General features: G+C 56.0%; 25 protein-coding genes and 2 tRNA genes. 11 read left to right on the top strand and 16 right to left on the bottom strand.

The window, feature by feature from the left end:
* Positions 1-170: 170 nt before the first annotated feature.
* Positions 171-1,109, bottom strand: coding sequence for a complex I NDUFA9 subunit family protein (locus BUB54_RS02270; protein WP_048877136.1), 939 nt, complete (start codon positions 1,107-1,109; stop codon positions 171-173).
* A gap of 162 nt (positions 1,110-1,271) precedes the next feature.
* Here BUB54_RS02270 and BUB54_RS02265 point away from each other — a divergent pair.
* The 7 genes from BUB54_RS02265 to hpf all read left to right on the top strand — a co-directional run bounded on the left by BUB54_RS02265 (position 1,272) and on the right by hpf (position 6,770).
* Positions 1,272-1,358: transfer RNA gene (locus BUB54_RS02265), tRNA-Leu, on the top strand.
* Positions 1,359-1,390: 32 nt separating this feature from the next.
* Positions 1,391-2,020, top strand: coding sequence for a ribonuclease D (locus tag BUB54_RS02260; RefSeq protein ID WP_048877135.1), 630 nt, complete (start codon positions 1,391-1,393; stop codon positions 2,018-2,020).
* A gap of 213 nt (positions 2,021-2,233) precedes the next feature.
* Entirely contained in the window at positions 2,234-2,893 is a 660-nt protein-coding gene (gene lptC / locus BUB54_RS02255; protein WP_048877134.1) for an LPS export ABC transporter periplasmic protein LptC, read from the top strand.
* Entirely contained in the window at positions 2,890-3,762 is an 873-nt protein-coding gene (locus tag BUB54_RS02250; RefSeq protein WP_048877133.1) for an LptA/OstA family protein, read from the top strand. Before lptC ends, BUB54_RS02250 begins: the two co-directional genes overlap by 4 nt.
* Positions 3,763-3,770: 8 nt before the next feature.
* Entirely contained in the window at positions 3,771-4,529 is a 759-nt protein-coding gene (gene lptB / locus BUB54_RS02245) for an LPS export ABC transporter ATP-binding protein (RefSeq protein ID WP_241869274.1), read from the top strand.
* 86 nt (positions 4,530-4,615) lie between these two features.
* On the top strand, positions 4,616-6,115 hold the full coding sequence (rpoN, locus tag BUB54_RS02240; protein ID WP_048877131.1) for an RNA polymerase factor sigma-54: 1,500 nt from the start codon (positions 4,616-4,618) through the stop codon (positions 6,113-6,115).
* Between the two features lie 64 nt (positions 6,116-6,179).
* Entirely contained in the window at positions 6,180-6,770 is a 591-nt protein-coding gene (hpf, locus tag BUB54_RS02235) for a ribosome hibernation-promoting factor, HPF/YfiA family (protein ID WP_048877181.1), read from the top strand.
* A gap of 50 nt (positions 6,771-6,820) precedes the next feature.
* On the opposite strand, the gene map is transcribed toward hpf, so the two are convergent.
* The 3 genes from map to BUB54_RS02220 all read right to left on the bottom strand — a co-directional run bounded on the left by map (position 6,821) and on the right by BUB54_RS02220 (position 9,371).
* Positions 6,821-7,621, bottom strand: a complete 801-nt coding sequence (map, locus tag BUB54_RS02230) for a type I methionyl aminopeptidase (RefSeq protein ID WP_048877130.1) — start codon at positions 7,619-7,621, stop codon at positions 6,821-6,823.
* Between the two features lie 71 nt (positions 7,622-7,692).
* The gene (fumC, locus tag BUB54_RS02225; RefSeq protein WP_048877129.1) at positions 7,693-9,096 is read right to left on the bottom strand and encodes a class II fumarate hydratase; all 1,404 of its coding nucleotides are present in this window, start codon (positions 9,094-9,096) and stop codon (positions 7,693-7,695) included.
* Positions 9,096-9,371 (bottom strand): hypothetical protein, encoded by a 276-nt coding sequence (locus tag BUB54_RS02220; protein WP_306309084.1) that lies wholly within the window; start codon positions 9,369-9,371, stop codon positions 9,096-9,098. Before BUB54_RS02220 ends, fumC begins: the two co-directional genes overlap by 1 nt.
* Before the next feature lie 396 nt (positions 9,372-9,767).
* Between BUB54_RS02220 and gltX the strand changes: the two genes are divergently transcribed.
* Complete coding sequence (gene gltX / locus BUB54_RS02215) at positions 9,768-11,162, top strand: glutamate--tRNA ligase (RefSeq protein WP_048877127.1); 1,395 nt, start codon at positions 9,768-9,770, stop codon at positions 11,160-11,162.
* A 62-nt stretch (positions 11,163-11,224) separates the two neighbouring features.
* On the opposite strand, the gene BUB54_RS02210 is transcribed toward gltX, so the two are convergent.
* The 11 genes from BUB54_RS02210 to BUB54_RS02160 all read right to left on the bottom strand — a co-directional run bounded on the left by BUB54_RS02210 (position 11,225) and on the right by BUB54_RS02160 (position 21,319).
* Positions 11,225-12,553, bottom strand: a complete 1,329-nt coding sequence (locus BUB54_RS02210; RefSeq protein ID WP_048877126.1) for an SPOR domain-containing protein — start codon at positions 12,551-12,553, stop codon at positions 11,225-11,227.
* Positions 12,554-12,584: 31 nt separating this feature from the next.
* Positions 12,585-13,427 (bottom strand): type II secretion system F family protein, encoded by an 843-nt coding sequence (locus BUB54_RS02205; protein ID WP_175556453.1) that lies wholly within the window; start codon positions 13,425-13,427, stop codon positions 12,585-12,587.
* 91 nt (positions 13,428-13,518) lie between these two features.
* A complete protein-coding gene (locus tag BUB54_RS02200; RefSeq protein WP_241869277.1) occupies positions 13,519-14,448 on the bottom strand; it encodes a type II secretion system F family protein in 930 nt (309 codons plus the stop codon).
* Between the two features lie 47 nt (positions 14,449-14,495).
* Entirely contained in the window at positions 14,496-15,899 is a 1,404-nt protein-coding gene (locus tag BUB54_RS02195; protein WP_139284760.1) for a CpaF family protein, read from the bottom strand.
* A 6-nt stretch (positions 15,900-15,905) separates the two neighbouring features.
* Positions 15,906-17,171: an AAA family ATPase gene (locus BUB54_RS02190; RefSeq protein WP_048877123.1), complete on the bottom strand. Its 1,266-nt coding sequence runs from the start codon at positions 17,169-17,171 to the stop codon at positions 15,906-15,908.
* Between the two features lie 37 nt (positions 17,172-17,208).
* Positions 17,209-17,508, bottom strand: coding sequence for a hypothetical protein (locus BUB54_RS02185; RefSeq protein WP_048877122.1), 300 nt, complete (start codon positions 17,506-17,508; stop codon positions 17,209-17,211).
* A 14-nt stretch (positions 17,509-17,522) separates the two neighbouring features.
* Positions 17,523-18,965 (bottom strand): type II and III secretion system protein family protein, encoded by a 1,443-nt coding sequence (locus tag BUB54_RS02180; protein ID WP_048877121.1) that lies wholly within the window; start codon positions 18,963-18,965, stop codon positions 17,523-17,525.
* Positions 18,965-19,804 (bottom strand): Flp pilus assembly protein CpaB, encoded by an 840-nt coding sequence (cpaB, locus tag BUB54_RS02175; protein ID WP_048877120.1) that lies wholly within the window; start codon positions 19,802-19,804, stop codon positions 18,965-18,967. Before cpaB ends, BUB54_RS02180 begins: the two co-directional genes overlap by 1 nt.
* Positions 19,805-19,811: 7 nt before the next feature.
* Entirely contained in the window at positions 19,812-20,327 is a 516-nt protein-coding gene (locus BUB54_RS02170; protein ID WP_048877119.1) for an A24 family peptidase, read from the bottom strand.
* A gap of 274 nt (positions 20,328-20,601) precedes the next feature.
* Positions 20,602-20,859 (bottom strand): Flp family type IVb pilin, encoded by a 258-nt coding sequence (locus BUB54_RS02165; protein WP_241869273.1) that lies wholly within the window; start codon positions 20,857-20,859, stop codon positions 20,602-20,604.
* Between the two features lie 271 nt (positions 20,860-21,130).
* The gene (locus tag BUB54_RS02160; protein ID WP_073211170.1) at positions 21,131-21,319 is read right to left on the bottom strand and encodes a Flp family type IVb pilin; all 189 of its coding nucleotides are present in this window, start codon (positions 21,317-21,319) and stop codon (positions 21,131-21,133) included.
* A gap of 194 nt (positions 21,320-21,513) precedes the next feature.
* Here BUB54_RS02160 and BUB54_RS02155 point away from each other — a divergent pair.
* From BUB54_RS02155 to BUB54_RS02145, 3 genes are all read left to right on the top strand, one after another.
* Positions 21,514-21,590, top strand: a tRNA-Arg gene (locus BUB54_RS02155).
* Between the two features lie 116 nt (positions 21,591-21,706).
* Complete coding sequence (locus BUB54_RS02150) at positions 21,707-23,272, top strand: site-specific integrase (RefSeq protein WP_139284759.1); 1,566 nt, start codon at positions 21,707-21,709, stop codon at positions 23,270-23,272.
* Between the two features lie 340 nt (positions 23,273-23,612).
* Positions 23,613-24,557, top strand: coding sequence for a hypothetical protein (locus tag BUB54_RS02145; RefSeq protein ID WP_048877117.1), 945 nt, complete (start codon positions 23,613-23,615; stop codon positions 24,555-24,557).
* Positions 24,558-24,611: 54 nt separating this feature from the next.
* On the opposite strand, the gene BUB54_RS02140 is transcribed toward BUB54_RS02145, so the two are convergent.
* Positions 24,612-25,595 (bottom strand): hypothetical protein, encoded by a 984-nt coding sequence (locus tag BUB54_RS02140; protein ID WP_048877116.1) that lies wholly within the window; start codon positions 25,593-25,595, stop codon positions 24,612-24,614.
* Positions 25,596-25,613: the final 18 nt, after the last annotated feature.

Raw genomic sequence — 25,613 nt, 5'->3', positions numbered from 1 at the left:
GCGGAACCGCGTACCGGGAGATCACGGATGGGTGTCTTACAGAAATTTTTGGCGGTTGGCCAAGGTTTTTTTTGCAATAGGAATCAAAACGATACCTATTTTATCAAAACCCGTTCCAGAGGCTGAGGTTTATCATCCAATTTTTCCTATAATTAGGTCCGATTTTAATCCTATTCGATAAAAATGTCTGCTTGGCGGCGGCCCGAGATACGATAGCGCGCGAGATATTCCGGCAGCACAAGATCAAGCCGCGTGGGGGCGATGCCCAGCTCCTCCAGCCCCGGCATGCCCGGCGAGACGATATTGTCGGATTCCAGCAAAATGATCTGATCCGCCGTTAGGCCGGAAAAAGGGATCGCTGCCACCAACCGCGCCAGCCCGACCGGCATATCCCAGATGCAGGATTTACGTTCGATGATGGCGAGCATTTGCTCGATCAACGCCTTGAAGCTCTTTTGCTCCGGCCCGCCTAGCTCAAAGATCTTCCCCGCCGCATCAGGCTTCAGCGCCGCCAGGACGGCATCCGCAACGTTCGCGACCCAAACCGGCTGGAACTTGGTCCCGCCATAAACGATGGGCAGAATTGGCATAAGAGACGCCATGCTGGCGAAGCGGTTAAAGAACTGGTCTTCACGCCCAAAGATGATCGAGGGGCGGAGAATCGCCGCTTCAGGGTGCGCGCTTTTAACAGCTCGCTCCCCCTCACCCTTGCTGCGCGCATAAGAAGATGCGCTGGCCGGATTGGCGCCAATGGCCGAGACATGCACAAAACGCGCATGAGCTGCTCGCGCCAGCCTCGCCACCCTACCGGCCCCTTCAGCATGGGTGGCAGCAAAGGCGCCTTTCTGGGATTCCGTAAGAATTCCCGCGAGATTGATGACGATTTCAGCACCTTCAACGGCTCGCGCCACAAGCGCTTCCTCAGAAACCGGCGCGTAAAGCAGAACCACCTGCCCGACCGCGCCCATGGGCTTGAGGAATTTGGCCGATTCTGTGTCCCGCACGGCGGCACGGACAATGTACCCCCGGTCAGCGAGACGCTGCACAACATACCGTCCTAAAAATCCAGAAGCCCCGAAAACTGTAGCAATTCTGCGCTCGAACAGCATGCGATACCCTCTCTTTGTTTCGGTTCAGTTGTACGGCGCAAAAAAAACACGCTCAAGCCATGTTGACGTCCTGTGACGACATCGTTAAACGCCCGTCCACGATGCTTCAGCACCGTGACGGCAGCCCAGACGAAATTCTGGACAGCCCGAAAAAATGGTTAAGCCCAGGTGGCGGAATTGGTAGACGCACTAGCTTCAGGTGCTAGCGCTCGCAAGGGCGTGGAGGTTCGAGTCCTCTCCTGGGCACCATTTTTAATCTTACATGAAAATCAGGCATCACGATGAACCAGATTGAGCTTCATAAGCACGATCTGCCATCGGGTCTCGACTTTGGCCCGGTTGTGGCGGTGGACACCGAAACCATGGGGCTCAACCCGCACCGGGACAGGCTGTGCGTGGTTCAGCTTTCCTCAGGCAATGGGACTGCGCATTTGGTGCAGATCATCCCCGAATCCCTCGGCGGCCAAGGCCGAAATTGCCCAAACCTCAAGGCTTTGCTTGCGAACCCCGACATCACCAAACTGTTTCATTATGCTCGGTTTGACCTCGCGACTCTTTATAACGCGCTGGACGTGGTCACGGCTCCGGTTATCTGCACGAAAATCGCCTCCAAGTTGGTGCGGACCTATACGGACCGGCACGGGCTGAAAGAGCTTTGTCGCGACCTAGCCGGGGTGGAAATTTCAAAGCAGCAGCAGACAAGTGACTGGGGCGCGTTGACGTTAACGCAGGAGCAACTGAATTACGCCGCATCGGACGTGCTGTATCTGCACCGGATCTGGGACAAGTTGTGCACGCTTCTGGAACGCGAGGGACGCATGGAGATTGCTCAGGCTGCTTATGCTTTTTTACCCACACGCGCGAAGCTCGATTTACTTGGCTACGGGGACCCCGACCTTTTTAGCCATTAAAAACAGGTTACATAGGGTTGCGCATATCGTGTTGACCGGCGCTGCGACGCTGTTCATAGGATAAGCTATGATTCGCGCCAATGGACATCATCTCCACGGGCGGTTGTTGGCCTGGCCGGTTTCCGGCTGCCCTGCTCCCGCCTTAATTTCGTGGCAGGAGCACGCCATGGGCTTTCATCTGCTTTTTTCCATGACGCCGTGCGAGGCGTTTGCATGAATCACATGAATCGCGCCCCTCGCCAGTCAGTCCTCGATTCGATCCGTCGCCAGCGGCAGGATGCGCCGGCCGAGCTCGCCCGCCGGAGCCTTCGAGTCACGCTGCTGAAGCGCGCTTTGCCGGTGGCGGCGGTGGCGTTGCTGGTAGCACTAGCGTTGGCCCCCTCATGGCAGAACGGACCGGACGCGAACCGCGTGACCTATCATCTCAGCAAGAGCTCCGGCAGCGAAACCTCTCGCATGCAAGGCGCCACCTATCATGGCCGCGACCAGCAGGGGCAGCCTTATACGTTGACCGCGCAAAGTGCGGTACAGAAAGACGCGAATAATGTTGCCCTCATCGCACCCCAGGGCGATATCACGCTCAAATCCGGCGCGTGGCTGATGCTGAAATCAGCTAACGGCGATTACCACCAGAAAAGTGATAAGCTCGACCTTTCAGGCGGCGTCACGCTTTACCGTAATGACGGCGTGATCGTGACCACCAAGCAGGCATCGGTGGATCTGCATGCTGGGGATGCCTCCAGCACCAATCCCGTACAGGTTACCGGTCCGTTCGGCACCTTGAGCGCACAAAATGGCTTCACCTTGACCGGCCGGGGCAGCCAGATCACTTTCCACGGTCCGGCCACCATGACTTTGACCCAGGTTCAATGAAACTCTTCTTTATTCTGCCGGTCATGCTGTGCGCCGCCGCCCCCGCTTATGCCCAGAGTTTAAACCTTGGCGGCAAGCCAGGAGCTGCGCCTGAGCCGATCCAGATTACCGCCTCGCAAGGCATTAGCTGGTCTCAGGAAGCGCAAACAGTCACTGCCACCGGCAATGCGAAGGCCGTGCGTGGTGATGTAACCGTCACCGCCAACCAGCTTGTGGCACATTATGTGAAAAAAGCCGGAAGCGGGACGCAGACAGGTAAGGACAATGAGAGTTCCAATCCGCTGGACCAAGGCAATGCGCAGCTAACCGAGTTGGATGCCATTGGAAATGTTCATATCTACACCGCCACGGACAATGGCTGGGGTGACCATGCTGTTTACGATGTGGGCAAGCAGGTTTTGGTGCTGACCGGTAAGAACTTGAAGCTCACCACGCCTAAGGACACGGTCACCGCCAAGACATCCATCGAATATTATGCGGGGCAGCATAAAGCCATCGCGCGCGGGGATGCATTGATTGTGGCCAATGATGGGCGTTCCATCGCCGCGGATGTCATTACTGGCTATTTCGCGGACACCAACCAGAATCAAAATACGCCGGACCAGGGCGGTAATCTGAAAAAAGTCGAGGCTGTGGGACATGTGATCATCAAAACCACGACCGACACGGCTACCGGCGACCGGGGCGTTTATCTCCCCGGCACCGGGCAGGCCCGGCTGGGTGGCAATGTGCATATTATTCATGGGCCTAACGAACTGGCGGGTTCCGATGCGCTGGTGAATATGAAAACAGGCGTAGCGACTCTGCTAGCGGGTGCGGGCAAACAGGTTTCCGGCGTCATTCTGCCCGGATCAGGAAAGGCACAATGAGCGCTGTCATGGAAAAAAACACCTCCACGCCAACGCTGGAACAAGGCAGCGGGCTTGTGGCCAAGGGGCTTGGCAAACGCTTCAAGAAGCGCCCGGTGGTGAGAAACGTGTCGCTTTCCGTGCGGCGCGGCGAGGCGGTAGGGCTTCTGGGGCCGAATGGCGCTGGTAAAACCACAACCTTTTACATGATTGTTGGGCTAATCGGGCCTGATTCCGGAACGATTGAACTGGATGGGGTAGAAATTTCCAACCTGCCGATGTACCGGCGCGCACGGCTTGGGATTGGATATCTGCCGCAGGAAGCCAGCGTATTCCGAGGGCTGAACGTTGAGCAGAACATCATGGCGGCGCTGGATATGGTGGAAACCGACCGCGACAAGCGGGAGGAGATGCTGACCGAGTTGCTGGCGGAGTTCGGCATCTCTCATCTGCGCCGCACCCCTGCCCTCGCGCTTTCAGGCGGTGAGCGACGGCGTGTGGAAATTGCCCGCGCCTTGGCGACTGGGCCTAATTATATCCTGCTCGATGAGCCGTTGGCGGGCATTGACCCCATTGCCGTGGGGGAAATTCGCGATCTAGTGGCGCATCTGAAGCATCGTGGTCTGGGAGTGCTGATTACGGATCATAATGTCCGTGAGACGCTGGAGATCATCGACCGGGCGTATATTTTGTATGACGGTCAGGTGCTGATGGAAGGCAACCCGGAAGAAGTGGTCGCACATGAGGATGTACGCCGGGTTTATTTGGGCGAAAAGTTCAGCCTGTAACCAAACAAGCCCACTGCTGCAAAGCACTATGCAGTTTTCGCGCCAAAGCTCTTGGAGCCGGGTAAAAACCGCGCTAGCATTCTGGCATGGCTTTTGCTCCGTCTTACGCGCCGCGTTTGGATCTTCGCCAGTCTCAATCACTGGTGATGACCCCGCAACTGCGTCAGGCGATACAGCTTCTGCAATTCTCCAATATTGAAGCCAGCGCGTTCATTGAAGAAGAATTGCTTAAAAATCCGCTGCTTGAGCAGGATAGCGGCAGCGAAATCGTAACCCCCGTTGAAGAACCGCGGAATGCAGCCGAAACCGCGTTGCCGGAAGATCCGGTCAGCCTCGCGGCGGCGGGAATGCTGCCGGATGCTGCTTCAACCCCACTCGATATAGATACCAGCAATGTCTATGACGCAGGGACAGGGGCGGATGGATATGGCGCTTCTGGTCTTTCAGGTGATTCCGATGATGACTGGAATCCGCTTGAACGGCTGGGGGCTGAGCGCCCCTCTCTGCGTGAACATCTGGAGCAGCAGGCCCGGCTAGCTTTCCCTGAACGGACGGATTTGCTGATCGCCACTGCGATGATCGCGGCGCTTGAACCGTCTGGCCGTTTGGGGGACAGCGCTGAATGCCTCGCGGAGGCGCTGGGCGTGGAATTGTCCCGTGTCGAGGCGGTGCGCGCCATTATGATGCGCTTCGACCCGGTGGGAGTGTTTGCCATCTCCCTTGCGGAATGTCTAGGAGTGCAACTGGCCGAACAAAACCGGCTGGACCCAGCGATGCGGGCGCTGCTGGACCATCTGGAGATGCTTGGCCGCCGCGAAATGCGGGCCTTGCAGGATATTTGTGGGGTGGATGCCGAGGACTTGGCCGATATGATAGCCGAGTTGAAGCGGCTGGACCCGAAACCGGGGGCGCGTTTTGATTCCGAACCTCTGCGCCCGCTGATCCCGGATGTGTTGATGCGCCCTGCCCCGGTTAAGGAAGATGGCGGCAGCGACTGGCTTTTGGAGATTAACCCGGAAACGATGCCGCGCCTGCTGATCCGGCGTGGCTTCCATGCCCGTATACTGGCATCCGCTAACAAGGAAACACGCAGTTTTCTGTCTGAACAACTGCAAGGCGCGACGTGGCTGGTTAAAGCACTTGAATCCCGTGCCCAGACAATTTTGCGCGTCTCAGCCGAGATTGTACGGCGGCAGGATGGATTTTTCCGTCATGGCATCTCGCATCTGCGGCCTTTGACGCTCCGTGACATCGCCGCCGAGGTGGAGTTACACGAGAGCACGGTGAGCCGCGTGACCTCTAACAAATCCATCGCTACGCCAAGAGGGATCTTCGAGCTCAAATTCTTTTTTACCACTGCCTTGGCAGGGGCAAATGGGGAGACGCACTCCGCGGAAATGGTCCGCCACCGGGTGGGTCAGATCATCGCGGCGGAAAATCCGAAAAAAATCCTCTCGGATGATGCAATAGCCGCATTATTACAGAACGAAGGCATAGACATAGCACGGCGGACCGTGGCCAAATACAGAGAAGCGCTGCGCATTCCCGGCTCGGCGCAGCGTAAGCGGGAAAAAATGCCCGCCTAGGAGCAAGCGAATGGAGTGGCTTGATCCAACTGACAAAGTGAGCCGGTTTGTTCGGGAGAAGACCATGCAGTTAACGGTCTCAGGTAAGCAAGTTGAACTGTCCGACGCCCTGCGGGTGCATGTGGATACGCAGCTTGGCAATATCACGGCAAAGTATTTTGACCACGCGCTGGAGGCGCAAGTCACCTTCGGTCGAGCACGTAGTTTCTTCACCTGCGACATCAATCTTCATGCCGGGCGGGGGATTACCGTCCGTGGTGAAGGCGAAGCGGCTGATGCCCGGACCGCGTTCGAGGATGCAGCGGAACATATCGCCAAGCGTCTGCGCCGCTATCGCCGCCGTGTGTCTGCGCATCAGCGGGACCTGAATAAGATCAAGCCGGAAATGGCACGTGCCTATATTCTCGCGCCTGAGTCGGAAGAAGAGGAGCACGCCACCCCGAACGGCGTTGATACGGCAACGCAGGAATTCCACGCGACAGTCATTGCCGAGGATATGACGGCGATTGAGACACTTACCGTGCGGGATGCCGTCATGAAAATGGACCTAGCGTTTCAGCCCGTGAAGATGTTCCGTAATTCCAAAACCGGCGGGCTGAATGTTGTGTACCGCCGGACAGATGGCCATGTAGGCTGGATTGACCCAGAGGCATAACAGTTAGAGGTTAAAAATAGCCGCCTTTCCAAAAGAAAGGCGGCTATTAATTATTCGTAAGGCGGCTGCGTGTAGCCTTTGGGCGAAATCGTGAAGATTTCCACGCCCGTGTCCGTCACGCCGACCATATGCTCGAATTGCGAGGATAGAGAGCGGTCACGGGTTACGGCTGTCCACCCATCATCCAGAATTTTCACATCCGGCTTGCCCGCGTTCACCATAGGCTCAATGGTGAAGAACATTCCTGGCTTTAGCACTGCCCCTTCTCCGCGACGACCGAAATGCAGCACGTTAGGGGGCTCGTGGAAGCGCTGGCCGATACCGTGACCGCAGAAATCCCGCACCACGGAAAAGCGCTGCGATTCCACATATTTCTGAATGGCGTAGCCGATATCACCAAAGGTGGCGCCGGGCTTAACGGCCGCGATGCCGTGCATAAGCGATTCGTAGGTGACGTCAATCAGCCGACGCGCGCGGGTATTGGACGTGCCCGCTACATACATACGGCTGGAATCACCATACCAGCCATCCAGGATCACGGTAACGTCGATATTCAGGATATCTCCGTCCAACAATTTCCGGTCGCCGGGAATGCCGTGGCACACAACGTGGTTGATGGATGTGCAGATGGATTTCGGAAAGCCGCGATAATTTAACGGCGCCGGCACGGCGCCATGGGCCGTGATAAAGTCGTGGCACAATTCATTTAGGCGCTCGGTAGTGATGCCGGGCTTCACATGCTCGGTGATCATGTCCAGCGTTTCAGCCGCCAGGCGTCCCGCCGCGCGCATCGGCGCGAAATCTTCCGGTTTATAAATCACGATCCGGCGTGAATCAGCACCGCCATCCATCAGCTATCTTCCTCAAATAAACAGGCCCAGCCTAATAGCACACGCATCGCCCAGGCGGCAAAGCAGGACAGCTAAACGGCGAGCGGCCCCGTCATGGCCTGGGGTTTTACCCATTCATCAAACTGCGTCTGTGTGAGTATGCCGCTCTCCAGGGCCGCTTGCCGCAGAGTTAGCCCCTCACGATGCGCTTTGAGGGCGATTTCAGCTGATTTGGAGTAGCCGATATGCGGGTTAAGCGCCGTGACGAGCATGAGATTCCGGGCAAGGTTTTCCTCGATCCTGTCCAATGCGGGCTGGATGCCAGCGGCGCAATGGAGGCGGAAACTGTCCAGCGCATCGGCCAGAATATACACGGAATCCAGGTAGTTGCTCAGCATCACGGGTTTGAACACGTTGAGCTGGAAGTTGCCCTGCGAGCCGCCGAACGCAACCGCATGGTCATTGCCGAAAACCTGCACGACCACCATGGTCAAAGCCTCACACTGGGTGGGATTGATTTTGCCGGGCATGATTGAGGAGCCCGGCTCGTTCTCAGGAATATGGAGCTCTCCGATGCCGGTACGCGGGCCTGAGGCATACCAGCGCACATCATTGGCGATTTTCATCGCCGCACCCGCCAGCACGCGCAACGCTCCCGAGGCGGAAACCAGCGCGTCATGCGCGGAAAGAGCAGCAAATTTATTTGGCGCCGAGATGAATGGATGCCCTGTCTCCTCCGCCACGAAAGCCGCGACCGTGGCGCCGAAATTCGGGTGAGCGTTAAGCCCCGTGCCCACGGCTGTGCCGCCGATGGCCAGTTCATAAAGCCCGCCCAGAGAGGTCCTGATCAGATCCGCCGCATGCTCAAGCTGCGACTGCCAGCCGGACATCACCTGACCAAGCGTGACGGGCGTGGCGTCCTGAAGATGGGTGCGGCCAGTCATCACCACACCGCCGTACACTAGGCTTTTTGCTTTAAACACATCGGCCAGACGCTCAATGGCGGGGAGCAGCTTGTCTGCCACCGCTTCAACCGCTGCAATGTGCATCACGGTGGGGAATGTGTCGTTGGAGGATTGGCTATGATTCACGTCGTCATTCGGGTGAATGGGCTTTTTGCTGCCGACAACGCCACCCAACATTTGAATGGCACGGTTGGAGATGACCTCGTTTGCGTTCATGTTGCTCTGGGTGCCGGAGCCGGTTTGGAACACCACCAGGGGAAATTCATCATCCCATTGACCATCAATCACCTCCTGCGCGGCGGCGGCGATGGGCTTGGCTTTCTCCTCCGGGAGCTGTCCCAGCGCCTGATTGGCCAGGGCGCAGGCTTTTTTGAGGATGCCGAAGCCTCGGATGACATCGCGCCCCCAGACATAGCGATCCCGGCCAATACGAAAATTCTCCAGGCTGCGTTGCGTCTGCGCGCCCCATAAGCGCTTGGCGGGGACCTCGACATCGCCCAGTGCGTCATGTTCAATCCGTTTGTCTGACATTACCAATTCCCGTGCAAAAAGCCCAAGGCCGGTAGAGGTTTCCACCGCCGGGGCAGGTCCGTGCGGCGGATCGGCCTTATCATGTAACGTGGGGCTGGCTGGTCGGTTCTTTCAAGGAAGGTCGCGTATGCGTTGACCTGGGCTTCGCGCCACGCTTGGTCTTTCAGGGCCAAGGCGCGGCTGGGGAACACTTCCGCGATGCGGATGACCCGGCCGATAACGGCAACCACGGCCCAAAGGGAATCATCACTTCCACGGCGGCGTTCAGGGGCCACAAAATCCAAAACTTGTCTCCGCGTTGGATGAAACGGCGCTTTGTATCGTTATCCGCCGGAATGGCCCCAAATGAAAGGATTTTGTGCCAATGAAGCGAACACAACACGCTGGACGTGCCAAAAATAGCGGGACGCCGGGCAGCAAGGCGTGGGCCAGGTGCTCCTGCGTGGACGAACCATCGGCGATGAACGTGAACGCGGCCTTCGCCGTAAGAGCGAAATAAATAAAGGATCACCGCCTCCATGGCGACCGGCAATAGCAGAAAGAAATGCTCATGCTCCGCCTCAACCAAACGCGCGAACCATCCTAACGCCAACTCCACCTCCGATTGTTGGCGATCGTTAACCGCTTCCACCCGCTGGCACAACGCGCCGCAAGAGAGTAACAGGCGGACCATGAAAGTTCGTACCCGTTTCGCCCCTTCCCCCACCGGGTTGCTGCATATTGGCGGCGCCCGAACTGCGCTCTTCAACTATCTCTTTGCCCGGCATTATGGCGGTGAGTTCGTGTTGCGTATCGAGGACACGGACCGGGCACGCTCCACCTGGGAAGCCGTGCAGGTGATTCTGGACGGTATGGACTGGCTGGGGCTGAAATCTGACGAGCCGCCTGTGTTCCAGACCTCCCGTGAGGCCCGCCATGTGGAAGTGGCGAAGCTACTGCTGGACCAAGGTAAGGCGTATTATTGCTATTGCACGCCAGAAGATCTGACGGCGATGCGCGAACTGGCCATGAAAGAAAAACGGCCGCCGCGTTATGATGGGCGCTGGCGCGACCGTGACCTGTCGGAAGCGCCTGCTGGCGTAAAGCCGGCCATACGGCTGAAAGCCCCGCGCGAAGGCGATGTCGTGATCAATGATCTCGTGCAGGGCGAAGTACGGGTGAAAAATGCCGAGATGGATGACATGATCATCCTGCGTTCAGACGGCACGCCGACCTATCTCCACGCTGTAGTGTGCGATGATCATGACATGGGCATCACTCATGTCATCCGTGGGGACGATCACCTCACCAACACCTTCCGCCAGAGCCAGATATATGACGCGATGGGGTGGGAGAAACCGGAATTCGCGCATATTCCGCTGATCCACGGCGCGGATGGGGCGAAGCTTTCGAAGCGCCATGGCGCGGTGAGCATTCTGGAATTCCGCGAACAGGGCTTCCTGCCGGAAGCGTTGTGCAACTACCTTCTGCGTCTGGGCTGGGGCCATGGCGATGCGGAGTTCCTGACCCGGGACGAGCAAATTCAGCTTTTCACGCTCGAAGGTGTGGGCCGCGCGGCAAGCCGCATGGATTATGCCAAGCTGACGCATCTAAACGGCATGTGGTTGCGCCAAACCGATGACACACGGCTGCGCGACGAGGTGGTGGAGCGCTTGGCAAAGGCGGAAATCACCGTTGGAACCGCCGCGATGCAGCGGATTTTGCATCTGATGCCGGGCCTCAAAGAGCGAGCGAAGACCGTGGAGGAACTAACAAACGCTGCCGCCTTCCTGGCACGCGAGTTGCCCCTGCCCTTCGAACCGAAGGCCGAAGCGCTGCTAACTCTTGAAAACAAGGAAATGCTGGCGCGTCTGACAAAGATTCTCGAAGACACAGATTTTGAGGCAACGGCGATTGACGCGACGTTGCGGGCTTTCGCGGAGGCTGAAGGGCGCAAGCTCGGTCAGGTGGCGCAGCCACTCCGCGCGGCACTGACGGGCAGCACAATGAGCCCCGGGATTGACGCCACGCTAATTGCGCTGGGCAAGGATGAAGCGTTGAAACGCATTCACGCCGTGGCCGCTTAACACAAAAAATCCGGGTAAATCCGCTGGCTTTCCCGGGTTTTTTAAGGGTTACGCAGGGCGGATCAGAAATCCGCCACTGTGCAGGCAAAACCAGCGGCTGAGACTTCACTGCAGAACTGCGCGGCATCGAGCGTGTTTTCAAAACCATCCACGCGCAAGCGGTAAAAGTTCTGCCCCTTGACATCAGCCTCGATAATGTCCGGCGACTTGTCTTTGAACAGCTTGGGCGCAGCGGCGGAGATCTTGTTCCATTCACGTTGCGCCGCCGCCAGACTGTTGAGTGCGCCAAGCTGTATGGCGCTCCCGCCTGACTTGCTGGTTGGCACCGGTGCCGCCGAGACAGAAAGGGTTGGCTTTGGGATGGTTTGAGCAGCGAACGCAACCGGTCCAGGCGTGGAAGACGAGATGGCGCCAGGAATAGGTGATGGCCCTGCGTAAGCGGCATTCGGGTTGCTGCTGACCGGCGCATTCATGGTTGCGGGCTTGGCCGGGGCAAGCGTCGTGGGGGCTGGCGTAAAAACTGAGGTAGTAGCAACCGGCGGAGTAACAACGGTCGGCTGGGTAGGCGCCGGCGGTTTGGGCGGCGGCGGGTTTTGGATGGAACTGGAGATGAGCTGAGAAAACCCATCCATGGCTTTCTGCACCTGGTCTGGCGGGAGATCAATCTCCAACACCTGCCGGGCTTCAGCATCGCGCCCAGCGGCGATCAGGGCCGCTGCATAATTTTCACGGATTTTAGGTGTGGCGTATTTGCCGGTGGCAAGCGGTCCGAGATATTGCAGCGCTTCCTGCCCATGGCTGGAAAGCGCCAGAGATAGCCCCAAATTCACCTCGGTCGCGATACTGCCAGGGTTTATGCTCAGGGACTTCTGATAAGGCTCGACTGCATCCCTGAATTTGCCTTGCAGGTCACGCGAGATGCCAAGGTCGCTCCAGGCGGCGGCGTTGCCGGGGTCAGCCGCCACGGCAGCGGCAAAAGCCTGCTCAGCGGCGGCAGGGTCTGTTTTAAGCAAGCAACGCCCCAGACCTGTTTCCGCTGGGCTGGATTTGGAATCATATTTAATCGCATTTTGGTAAGCAGCCTCGGCAGGCAGGCAGCGGTTCAAGGCGTAATACGCATCTCCCTCATGCACCAACGCATCCACATTATTCGGGTCATCCTTGAGGATGGATTGGGAGATGGAGAGCGCCATGTTTGGGTCCCCGCCTGCGATGGCGGCGTCCGCCACGTTTAGCGTGTTTGGTCCCACAGCGCCCGAAGGCGCATTTGCCTGCGTGAAGGTTTCAGGACGCTGAGCACAGGCGGCAAGCGCCAGAACCAGCGCGGCGGAAACCAACTGGCGTGGCGCGCGGCGCAGGTTGGAAACTGACAGGACGGCGGAAACGTTCATAAGGTCACTTCTTCTGTCAAATATTTGATCATCAATGGTGATGACTCAGCGTGGCGAGAACATTGATGATAGCGGGGCCACCCACAATCAGGAACACGCAAGGCAGGATGAAAACGATCATGGGCAGCGTCATCAGCGTCGGCAATTTACCTGCTTTTTCTTCAAATCTGACCAATGCTTCCGCACGAAGTTCAGCCGATAGGCTGCGCAGCGCCTGAGTCAAAGGCGTGCCGAATTGCAAAGACTGCGTTAGTGTGGTGGCTAAACGCTTCAAGACCTCAAGATCCGTCCGCTGACCCAGCGAGGACAGCACGCTCCGCATATCCGCGCCGATCTGCAATTCACGCGAGGTTTGCAGCAATTCCTGCGCGAGGTCTGGATTGAGCATCTGGATTTCCTGCGCCACGCGCGCAATGCCTGCTTCCAACGCCAACCCAGCATCAGCGCAGATCACAAGCATATCCAGCGCATCGGGTACACCGCGCTCCACCTGCTCAAGATGGCGCTTGCGGATGTTAGTGGCGATGATTTCTGGCAACAACATCCCAAACACAGCACCGCCGCCAAGCTTGACGATCAGTCCCAGCCTGCCGGGCAAAAAACCATGCAGCAGCGCCAGCAACAGTAACGGCATGAGGAATAGCAGCAGGATCTTGGCTCCGACAAACAAGCCAAGCCCCTTGCCACCTCGAAACCCTGCAGATTCCAGCGTGGCAGTCATTTCCTCCAGCGTTTTACGGGAGAGCAGGCCCGAGCGTGCGATGAACATACCGAACGCCGAAACTGCGCGCAGCACAGGCGAGCCTGCAGGTTTCACGTCCTCTAGCTCGGCGGCTTTGCGGCCATGGATGGCGAGCTCCAAACGCCTGTTCATCCTTTGCGTGCGTCTGATGTCAGCTGCGAGCGCAAAGCCAATGGCCACGAGCGCAAGCAAGGCGGCCAGGAGGCCCACAAAAATATAAGCACTACTTGAGAACATTGCTGATCATGAACTGAATAAGGCCCATACCAATCACCATCAACAAGGCGGCAGCCCCCAGAATGGACTCGCCCGCCGAGCTTGTGAATAGAACCTTGATGTAAGACGGCTGCATCCAGAACAGACCGCCGCCAGCAACAAAGGGCAGCAGCGTGAGAATCATTGAGCTCATGCGGGCCTCAGCCGTTAGCGCATATCCCCGCGACTTAAGCGCAACACGCTTACGGATGACCTCCGCCAATGTTTCCAGCGTTTGGGTAATGCCGCCGCCGGACCGCGCCTGCAATGTAATGGCGGTAGCAAAAAACTGATACTCCGTGAGCTTCACACGATCCGACAATTCGCGCAGTGCTATATCGAGTGGAATCCCAATGCTTACCTTATCCGCCAAGATGATGAACTCGCGCTTTGTCGGCTCCATTGAATCGTTGGCAACAGTCCGCAACGCCTCAGCCATGGGAATGCCGACACGCACGCTGCGGACGATCATGTTCAGCGCATCAGGAAACTGCTCCACGAGCTGTGTGTTGCGGCGGTTTTTGAACCAGTTGAAAATAAACCGATCAACCAAATACCAAATTACCGGCGAACCAATATATTTAACAACAAACCACAGTTTGGCGTGATGACCCAGCGGGTGCGAAGCAAGCCACATGAGCACCAACGTAACCAGAAAAGCCAAAGGTGGCACCAGCCACCATTTGATTGGATAGGTTTCCGCCTGCTGCAAATCAACGCCGATCAAGGCGCTGGCGCGGTCTTTCAAAATATCCCAGCGCGATGCGGCACGGACGAGGCTCAGTTCCTCATCAACCGTGCTAATAGACTGAACTTTTGACGCCGTAATTTGGTTGATTCGGTAGACAAGCTTTTCCGCGCGATTGAGCTCGGAGAAAAAGCGAATCATCGCGAACATCGCCACCAACCAGATGAGCAAGGCACCGCCAAGAAGCGCGTAAAGTGTCATCCGCCCTCCTCTAATGCTGTCATCCAGGCACGGTCTAGCCCGTAATATTGTAAACGCTCCTGGAAGGAGGAGCGAATACGGCTCACCTCATAACGACCAACCAAACGGCCATTTGGTGTTTCACCTGTGATTTCAAGCTTGAAGATGTCGTTGAGGAGTTGCGTTTCACCTTCGATACCAGCCAGTTCCGTCACCTGCACCACACGGCGGCCGCCATCGCGCTGGCGTTCCACCTGGATGATGAGATTAACCGCCGCGCAAACCTGCTGACGGATGGCACGCGGCGTGAGGCCCATTGAGGACATCTGCACCATATTCTCAATACGCGAGAGCGCATCACGCGTGTTATTGGCATGGATCGTTGACATCGAACCATCATGGCCCGTGTTCATGGCCTGCAGCATATCGAATGCCTCAGCCCCACGCGTTTCACCGATGATAATTCGGTCAGGACGCATACGCAGTGCGTTTCTTACCAGGTCACGGGCTGTAACTTCGCCTTTCCCCTCCAGGCTTGGCGGGCGTGTTTCCAAACGCACCACATGCGGCTGCTGTAATTGCAGTTCGGCCGCGTCCTCAACCGTCACAATACGCTCAGTCGCATCGATAAAGCGCGACAATGCGTTCATCATCGTCGTCTTGCCGGAGCCGGTACCGCCAGAGACGATGATGTTCAGCCTGCAACGTGCCGCAATCTCCAGGACACGGGCAATTGGGGGCGTCATGGCGCCGAATTCAATAAGTTTTTTGAAATCAATTGGTTTTTTAGAAAATTTTCGGATCGAGATGGAGGGACCGTCAATCGCCAGAGGTGGCAGAACGATATTCACGCGCGAACCGTCTTTCAGCCGCGCATCGCACATGGGGCTTGATTCATCGACACGGCGCCCGACCGAAGCCGCGATGCGCTGACAAATATTGGTCAGGTGCGTCCAGTCCCGAAAACGTACCGAGACCTGCTGCAGCTTGCCACCACGTTCCACAAACACATGATCAGGACCGTTCACCATGATGTCGTTGATTGAATCATCAAGCAACAACGGCTCCAACGGACCGAGGCCCAGCATGTCATCAACCAGCTCAGTCGCCAGGGCGCGTTGTTCACGGGCATTTAACTGAACACGTTTGTCGGTGGCGATATCGGAGATCAGCCGCTCAACCTCGATCAACAACCGTTCAGCAGGCAGCGCAGCGACAGCGGTTGCGTCCATACGGGCTAGACACATATTGCGCAGTTCAGCGATTTCAGCCCGGACGGACGCACCCGTTTGCAGTGGAATCCGCGTGACGTCAGCAGGCTGAACCGGAACGGACGATGTTTCCGGCACTGGACGCGATGTTGAAGCGCCTTCGAATTCCTCACGCCGGCGGCGCCCGAAAACTGGCATAATATCAGACATTTCGGCTTATCCCTTCCGTAAGCCCAGAACTTTGAAGACCCCACCAAGAGACCCGCTTTGTATCAGAGCGCTGGCGCCTTCTTCATCACGCGTGGCAACAAAACCAATTTCACGCGCCAACTCGGTAACGGCCTGCCGGAAAGGCCCTTTTGCAATGACCGCCGGCTCACCAAAGCTGGCGCTCTCATTCAGCTGTTTCGGCATATCCGGAACACAGATGTCGATTTTGACCTTTAGCGCATCTTCAATCTGCTTACGGGTCAAGCCACCCGGGCGTCCTTGGCGGTTAAGCACAACTGTTGGGCTTTGTGGCTGCCAGGGACCGTTGGGCAAACTAAGCAACCGCAACGTATCACGTACCGAGGCCAGAGACGGATCCATAACAATGACGCGGTGATGCGCGAACTCAATAAGCTCACGATTGCAGTCAAGCGGCAAAAAAGGCACATCCATCACAATAAAATTATAACGAACCCGCAGCGCCTCCAGCAGCCGCCGCGCCGCGCCGGGCGCGTAAACCATCGGCTCTGTCAGCTTTTCTTCAGAGGACAGCACGTTTAGCCGTTCAGTTACAGGCTGCGCCGCACGTTCAACAAAAAGCGGGTCGATACGGTCTGGCATCTCCAACGCCATACGCAGACCCGGCCCGCTTTTGCCGCCAAGCAGCAACGCGCCAGAGCCCATGTGAATATCGGATTCCAAAAATACCGTATGGCGTTTTGCGATAACTCCCAGCATCCAAGCCAAATTACCAGCGAGCGTCGTAGCCCCCACGCCCCCACGCGCCCCCATAATTACGACCACACGCCCGCCACGCGCTGCATCCAGGCCGATGGTTTTACGGGTGATCAGCGGTGAAAAATGGCGTGCGACGGCTTCCCGCGTGAGGGGTTTGAACAGATATTCCATCACGCCCATGCCGCGCGTAATGTGCCGGTAGAAATCAACCTCCTGATTGTCACCAACAACCAGCACACGGACACCTGGCTCAACAACGTCAGACAGTTCGCCCAGTGCTTGTAAGGGTTGTTCCTCTCCGGCGATATCGACGATCAGCACTTCAGGCGTTTGCATCTTAGCCATGGCGGCAATCGCCGTGCGGACCGTGCCGCGCTTTATATCGACGCCGCCCGCTGTCGCTTCGCTCAGACTGTCACGTAAAACCTGCTCGCTAGCAGGATCGTTGATAAAGGCAAGGACAGTTAGGCGGTCTGGCCGGCTGGCCATTGCGCCACCATCAGAGAACCCGCCTACCGCACCCCGGCTGCTCATGTCCCCCCCTTTATTACCAAATGCCACAAGGCGCCCATTAGTTTCCTCCGCTAATGGAAGTTGCCACGGCGGTTGTTGTTAAGGTTTTCTGGATACCCGCGGCCGTGCCATTGGTGGTGGCTTGCTCAATACCTCCTACCGCGAACACGCCATTGCTACCCGGTTCCGACTGCCCCTGAATCAGATCGGACTTGTTTGCAACCTGCTGTGCCAAAGCCTCATTAGCCGCTCCCGTCTCAGACCAGTCACCTGGACGGTTAAAGGGGTTGAAAGCCCCTTGGCACCCCGCCAACGCCACCAAGGCGAGGAAGGCGCAGAGAGTTAGGCTGTTTTTCATGGCACATCCTTCCTTCATTGAACGATGAACCCGGCATCACCAGGGATGCTGCCCTTTGCGACGTTGGTGCCGTTGTTACGCAAAAGCAGAATCCTCTGCAGGTCGTTCGGCGGCGACCAGCCATCATCTGGCGATGCAATGCTGTTGGGGTTATTGACTGGGTTCACGATGTAAGGCGTAACGGTGATAACCAACTCTTGCTGCTCGCGCTGGAAGGCATTTCCACGGAACAAGGCGCCAAGGATGGGGATTTCAGACAGGCCAGGCACGCCGTTGCTGACTTGGTTCGTGGTATCCTCCAGCAATCCGGCAATCGCCATGCCCTGTCCTGAGCCCAGAACCACGGTTGAAGTAGCGGCGGTAACAGTTAAAGACGGTACAGAAAAGCTTTCGGAACTGGCGCCGGAGCTGATTAACGCGGAATTAGAACTGTCGATCGTGCTGATCTGCGGCGAAACCTTCAAGGCGATCCGGCCATCCGAAAAGACGGTTGGGATGAAGGACAGCAGCACACCGTAATTCTTGAATGAGACCGTGGTCGATGACCCGCTGCTGGTGCCACTGGACACCGGAACAGGAAACTGCCCGCCAACCTGAAAGCTCGCTTGTGTGCCAGAAAGGGTGGTCAGTGTCGGTTCAGCGAGGATGTGGGCGAGGTTGTCCGTGGCCAGAGCGTCAATGACGCCCTCAAACGTGCCACCGGGAAAGGTGACGCCGATGCTGCCGGGCGTGGCTGAGGACAAAGAACTTGCCGCTGAAGCAGTTGTACCCGTGACAAGGAACTTCCCAATGGAGATTCCCGACGTGCCAACAGAGCTCCAATTAATCCCAAGCTCACGCGTCACCTGCCGGGACATTTGCGCAATGCGGACTTTTAATTCCACCTGAATGGGCTGCTGTACGGTTAGGTCATTGGTCACCTTACCATTAGGCGAGATCAGCTTGGCTTGATTGACAACTCGTTGGGCATCTTCCGCAGAATTCACAGTCCCACGAATGATCATGCCACCCGGTTCGGACTCGGCCGAGACGGCACCGCCGGGCGCCGTAGCATGAGACTGACTATCCACTCTGTCATCGCTATATTGCGACGGGTTCACGGTAATCGTGTATTGCGCGATCCGGTTACCCGCCGCATCGGTTGCCACCACATCCGTCTCGCCGGCTTTTTTGCCGAAGACGAACATCGTACTGGGGCTGGCAGGCCGGACAGAAGCGACGCTTTCATCCGCAACGAATAGGTTTGCGACCGGCCGGGGCAACTTGACCAGCTTTCCCCGCCCTTCGGAGATTTGCAAGGTACCGTAATGAGCGGGCGGAATAACCTGTGCACTCGCGTCGGCTTGTGTTGTTGGGGCTGAGTGACTGGCGCTACCGTCCATATTGGCGGTCTGCGCGAACGCGCTGGAGATACCTGTAAATAGCGTCAGGACCGACGCGGTGAAAAGGCCACGCATCAGAACTTAAACTCCCCAGAAGTGCCAGCGGAAATGACCTTCACCGTTGTAACTGGCTGTTCAGTCGGCTGTGTCGCGGATAAGGCTGGCGAAACCTGCCCCGCCCAGACAGGCGGCGGCGGCGCGGTGCTTACTTTCGCCTGAAGGCTCTGCGCTGAATGAACAATTAGTGATAGTTTACCCAGATTAACCGCCACCAGACAGCGGGCAGCCTGCTCTTGCGTAACCTCCAGCGTAACAGTTGAGGCAGACTGATTGTTATTATTGCCATTATTGCCTGGGCTTTTAATCAGCTCAGTTCCGGTGGCGATGACCCGTACATTGCTGAGCACAACCTCAGCCGCGATGCTCTTTGATTCAGGTGCGCCGGAGATGTTCTGTGTTAACAGCACGTCCACCCTGTCACCTGGCCAAATCAGCCCATCCGCACCGGTTACGTTATCAACAGCAACCGTGACCGCGCGCATGCCGGGCGACAAAACGGCAGCCAAAAAGCCATGATCTCCGGGCCGAATGATGCTAGCATTGGTGATTACCGCGCCCTGCGCGAGCGACGATTTGACCATAGCGCCCGTTATGGAGGTTCTGTTTTGTGGTGTATCCTGTATGGCGTCGGCCGGAACCTTGGCCACCAGGACAGTCGAGGTTGAAATATTATTGGGCTGGATCAGCGCCCCGCCGGAAAGTGGCGCGGCGGCAACGAGAATTTGCTCCGTCGGCGGCGGGGCAACGGTGGCACGCTGTGCCCGATGCCCTTGATCAAGAATGGAATAGCCGAACACGACCACCGCGGCCAGCGCGGCTATTAAAACGACGAATATGCCGAGACGAAAGACCATGTGCGACCTATGTTTGGAAAATTCGCGGAAACAACACCGTACAAACCCCACCCGCTATGGCGCAGGCATAAGGCAGCGCGGCGCGACGGCTGATCCGCCACCTTTCAACCCTTAGAAAACGCCTAAAACATGAGCCCGCACGGGAAGCCGCTGGGCTAGGCACCACAAAGGACATTAAAATATAAACAACCGCTAAAAAGCCGCCTATGAACAAGGTATTTGCGACAAAAAAGAGCATTGTCTGCCAAGACGGAGGAACCAAAAAGGCCGAGGCAGCCCATAACTTGACGTCGCCTCCACCCATAAGGCCAGCCAACCACACGCCAAACAGGAACAAAAACAACACCAAAACCGCGGTCAGGGAGGTGAGCAGGCTATGGTCAGCCATGCGAAGCCCAACACCTGAGAGCAAAATCAGTCCGGAAATCCAATTAGGAACAGTTCTCACAGCAACGTCATGCACGGCAGCATAAACAAGCAGCAACACCGCCAAAGCCACCAAAAACACGCTCACATCAGCCACGTTGTTCCGCGCCCCACCTCTGCTGCTTTAAGCAATCTTGAGATATTCCTTTGTACTTTCCGCTCCTGGAGCACAAAATACTCGAAGGACCGGTCCGTCAGCATGCTTACAATCACTTTGTGTAATATCAAAACAACGTGATGTAAAAGCTTAATTTCTATATGAAGACAAAACGCGTTAGTGCAGAGACAATAACGTTTCAGCAGAAAAACAACACAATAAGGCCGCCCGAAAAATCGGGCAGCCAACCCATTCCAACGAGGAACAAACGCGATTAAAGCTCAGACGCAACAGAATTGAAGGTGTTGGAAACACCCTTACCCAAGCTGGTTACGGCAGCAATAATCACCACGGCGATCAAAGCGGCAATAAGAGCATATTCAATGGCAGTGACGGCGCGCTTATCAACGTTAAATTGAGCCGCTTTATGAGCGACAGCGGTACGGATAAAGTTTACGAGCACAGCAGAAACCTTTCGAATGTTTAACAAACGACACACCCAGACGGCATTGAGAGCACAGAAAGTGGACACCAGATTACACTGCGTCCCCCTTCCTCTTTCAAGGCATATTTATAATACATGAAAATCAGTTGGTTCTGTCAAATATAGATTGACCACTAATCAACAATAAACCGTGATTTTATTGAAGATTTATTAAAAAATATCTAAGTTTTTTGTGGACATCGGAAAAAATATATCTTTTTTAATTTTTTTGGCAGCCATCCGCTTCCCTAAGAATGCACGTTAGACGCGCAAAAGAGCCGGCATCATCCGCCAAGAAAATTGTACAATAATGTTGTCTTTAAAGTTCGGAGGCTATCTGATTTAAGGGCGCCGCCACTTCACCGCCGATACGGGTAATTCCCCCGACAATGGCCAGTACAATAATCAGTGCGATGACCGCATATTCAATCGACGTTACACCACGGCGATCGCGAATAAATACGTGCAGGCTGTCCATAACTGCCTTAAATAAGCTCAAAGCCCGCATGGCTGCCCCTTTTGCCCAATCCTTAAAGCCTTACCCTGGTAAAGAGATTGATATACCGCCGGTCTGGTCCCTAACGCATCCTCCTGTATCCAGCCTAGTGCTGTAACACAAATGTGTTTCTTGTTAGTTTTCAGCCAAGTCCGTCCATGGTTCTTGCAGTTTCTTCTGTGCATGATATGACCGGCGCGGCTTACGCCCCCGTTGGCTAACTGGATAAGCTCCGATCCTTCTAAGTTCGTTTATGCAGGTTCGAGTCCTGCCGGGGGCGCCATTTTAAAAGTTAGCCTTATAAATCAACGTCTTACAAGAACCTCCCTAACACCGCATGTTCCTGGCCGTTACAGGTCTGCCGTTACAGTTTTGTCTTGCTTATGATATGGTTTGGCCATGGCGAATCTGATCCGACGCGGCCTCACTTGGTCAGCCCGACTACATATCCCAGAGGCACGATGGCACGACGTAGGGCGCGCGTTAGGCACCCGTTCCGGGGTTTGTCGTGAACTGGTCCGCTCACTCGGCACTAGAGACCACCGCGAGGCCACGCAACGCCGGGACACCATGCTTGCCGCCATGCGCTCTGAGATAGACGCAGCGCTCCGCAAAGCTGGCCTACGCCCGCTGACCGACTGGACCGCCGATCCCATGGCAAAAGCCTTACAGCGCCGCGCCGAGATGCAGGCCGGGCGGCACCGCATCATTGACTATGAGACCCGAGACTATGAGGAGCCCATACCCATATTCGAGTCGGACATAACCCGAGAGTTTATCGAACGAGAGGCCGATGAGGTGGCGGCAAGGCAAGGCGAAGCGGCGCGATTGCGCTATCTGAATGCCGCCCTGGGTGACGGAATGACCATAGCTGACGCTGCGCGGCGGTGGTTGAAGGATAAGACAGAGATCAAGGCCAAAACTGCCCAGGGTTACGAGGCCGTATTCCGGCTATTTGACGCCTACCTGAAAGACGAAACTGCCCTGGGTGGGTCTGAGGTGGCGGCATTATCCCAAGTCACCCGGCAGATTGCGTCAGGCTTCCTTGATAAGCGCCAAGAAAGCGTGTCCGCCGCCGCGATAAGTCGAGAATTCCCCGCCGTATCCGGTTTATGGCGCTGGGCCATCCGCAAAGGCCACACCGAGGCTAATCCCTGGTCTGACATGCGGGCCGACATAAAGCGCGCCAAGCCCGGCCATGTTGAGGATACCAAGCGCGCCTTCACCTCCGCCGAACTAGTTGCACTCATCAGGGCCGATGCCACCCAACTAGCCCCACGGCAGGGCGGCTATGGGCCTGCTATGTTCGATCTGATCCGTATCCTTTTACTCACCGGGGCGCGTCCGCTCTCAATAATGAGTCTGACGTGCGGGGACGTATTCAAGGCCGATGACGGCGCTATGGCCTTGGTCATACGCAGCGATAAGACGCCAGCCGGGCAGCGCATTATCCCATTGCACCCGTTCGCTGCCCAGGTGGTGACGCAACGCCTTGCCGCGCTGCCTGACACTGCCTCAAGCGCGCCGCTATGGCCAGAAGTCCCAGCTCAAGGAGCCGATAAGGATCGCGCTAAGACCATATCCTCCCGGTTCATACCGCTCCGCCGCCGCATACTGGGTGATATAGACGCAGTAGAACTCTATTCATTCCGTAGAACATTCGCCACCGCAGCGGATACGGCGCGCATGAAGGGTGGCCAAATAGACACCGAGATGACCAAACTGCTCATGGGGCATGAACGCGGCGCGCTGGCCTATGATGTTTATTCGGACTGGGGCAAGATGACCGCCCCTGCCCTACGCGCCACCGTGGCAACCCGTCTGGCACCGCTCAGGACAGCGCTGGATGACGTGGTGCGGCTGGGTCTGGATGAGGAGGTATTAACCGCCCTGGCGGAGACGGCAAACAGTAGGCCGCCGATGGCCCGCTTTGAGCCATCACAGCGACGGCGTAGGAGTGGATGAGCAATCCGCGATGCTATCACCGGCCACGCCAGGAAGACCACAGGACGGCAATACGGGATACGCGGTGAAGACCTGCGTCGGCTGTCAGATGCCATCAACAGCATTCCGGTGCCGGATTGTGTGGGTAGCGGAGAGAACTAACGATAGAAAGCCGATGGTATGCTTTGCCCGGGCACAAAGAAGGCGTTGAAAATGATCGCCAAAATAGAGAGAAAGCAGACTGCTTGCCTCAAAGTTAAATGCCGTAAAATCAGACAGACCGCACCCGCTCATAGTCAGCGCTAGCCGACTGGCCAAGTTTCAGTCTAAAATCCTAGAAGTTTCACTGTTGGCGTTTTAGATGATCCTTGAATCTAAGCAGGTTGCCGAAAATGTAGCTGGGCTACTCAACAGCTATGCCGAAGGTAAGAACGCCTCCACAGAGGTCGTCAAGTCACAGGTGATGGCACTTATTTTTTCGAATGTCCCTTCGCTTGACCAGGCCGTCGCCTCATATAGGATTAACTGCGACGATTTTCTGGCAAAAACTATTGCCGTGAAGGGCATGCCAACAAGAACAATTATCGGAGGGAGCACTGGTGAGATTGTAAGTTCTAGCGGAAGATCGGTTGCGGATAATTTCCAAAAACTACTCCCCTTGATTAAGAAATGCCACGCATCGTGCATTGAAAATTATAGAACGCAGGCAAAAATATGTTTTGAAAAATACGTTTCCGACATTAACCAACTGATTGATCAGTTTCTTGCGGAAGTTCCCCGCACTGCTAAAGAACGCGCGCCCTATATTGCCAGGATAAAAAGAGAAATTAGATATTTCTCAAAGTGGAACCAGCTGTTTTACACGCATAAGGCAATGAGTTTCCCGAGTGAGGTTGAATATATTTTTATTATGAGCGGAGAGCCTCTTGCCGCCGTGTGGGAATACTCATCGCTGGATGAGGAATGCGAATTTCCTCCAGACATGGATCACAAGCAACGAGATGGGCGTGTCTATGCTGTTCGCCGAAACTGGGCTGAGGCTAAAAGTCTAATGGTCGTTGGCTCGGATGGATACATCGACGAGATCGACCGGCCGCACCAAGAGACAGGTTGTATGTGTCATCTTCATTGGCTTTACTCCATTTCTGACCTGCCTGAGGAAATGCTGACTGCCAAGGGGAAAGCCTCTCTTGAAAAAAGCACCACCACGCAGGTGGGTGCTTCGACACCACCACGAGCAACAAAGAAGCCTTCCGCGCCAGTCGCAAGGAAAAGTTGGTTGTCGAGATTGTTTAGTAAATCATGACCCTGCCTGACTTTTAGGTCTAAGAATTCTAAAATCGGCATCGAAATATACAAACTAACCAATGACTGCTACGTTAAGAATAGGTGGTTGTCTAAAATGTTTAATTTTAAATGCTTCGCCAACAAGTAGGTCGTGTGCTACACGTTGGAGAGCAACAAGCATAGCTTCAAGGGCGTAAGTATCACTCTTGAACTCCCGGATGGCTCTTGATGCATCATAGGAAGTTCGTTCCCTAGGTTTCATCACCGGACGGACAGAGCGATCAAAGTGTGGGCGGTGTGACATTTTGTTCCGGATGCTTATTCCCTTCTCGATGAGTAGAACATATTCGTCGACAAGTGGCTTGGCTTCCATACGACGTTCCAATTCCTCGCGCAGCCAATCCATCCGCGACACCTTATGGTGGCGCGGAGGCTTCCTTCCACAGCTTTTGCATATAGCAGGCTCAGCTTCGCAGTCTGGTGGAACGCCAATAAGCTCCTCGATGAGAATTATCATATGCTGCAAGCCCCAATATCGACCATAGAGGGGATCAAGACGACGTGGGCTTGGTGGCTGCGAAACAAACCATTCGATCGCAGACCGCATCCTTGGAGATAGATCCAGGAATGCCTGATACAGGTCTGCGTACGATCTCGCAGGCAATCCCTCAGGTTTCCCGGCATGTGAACCTACAAGAAACGCAACCACATCGGAATAGTCTACGGCATTGCGCACATTGCAGTCATCGTCTGGGTTGTCGATGACTTCAAAGACATGACGATTATCATCATAGTGTGCCGCCCCGTGACTGTTCATCATTACAAAGCAATCAAATATCAACCAGTCCCTAAACTGTTTCATTACAACATCATCTGGACAATCCGACTGTGCAACGAAATGCGAGCGTGACATCCAATGGGACGCGCCACCATGCATTGGAAGCATGAGCCCTCCCGACGGGACCACAACAATGCCGCCTGCTATGGCGTAAGGTTCGGTCGGCTTAAATGGGCTGAAGTAGAGCACGCCTCTGCGCCCGTTGAAACTGGATATCATAGCTGGAGCATCCTGGAA

The sequence above is a fragment of the Acidocella aminolytica 101 = DSM 11237 genome (genome assembly GCF_900129125.1).
GTDB classification, from domain to species: Bacteria; Pseudomonadota; Alphaproteobacteria; order Acetobacterales; family Acetobacteraceae; genus Acidocella; species Acidocella aminolytica.
Note: the sequence above shows the minus strand (reverse complement) of the source record. Positions and strands in the feature narration are given on the sequence as shown.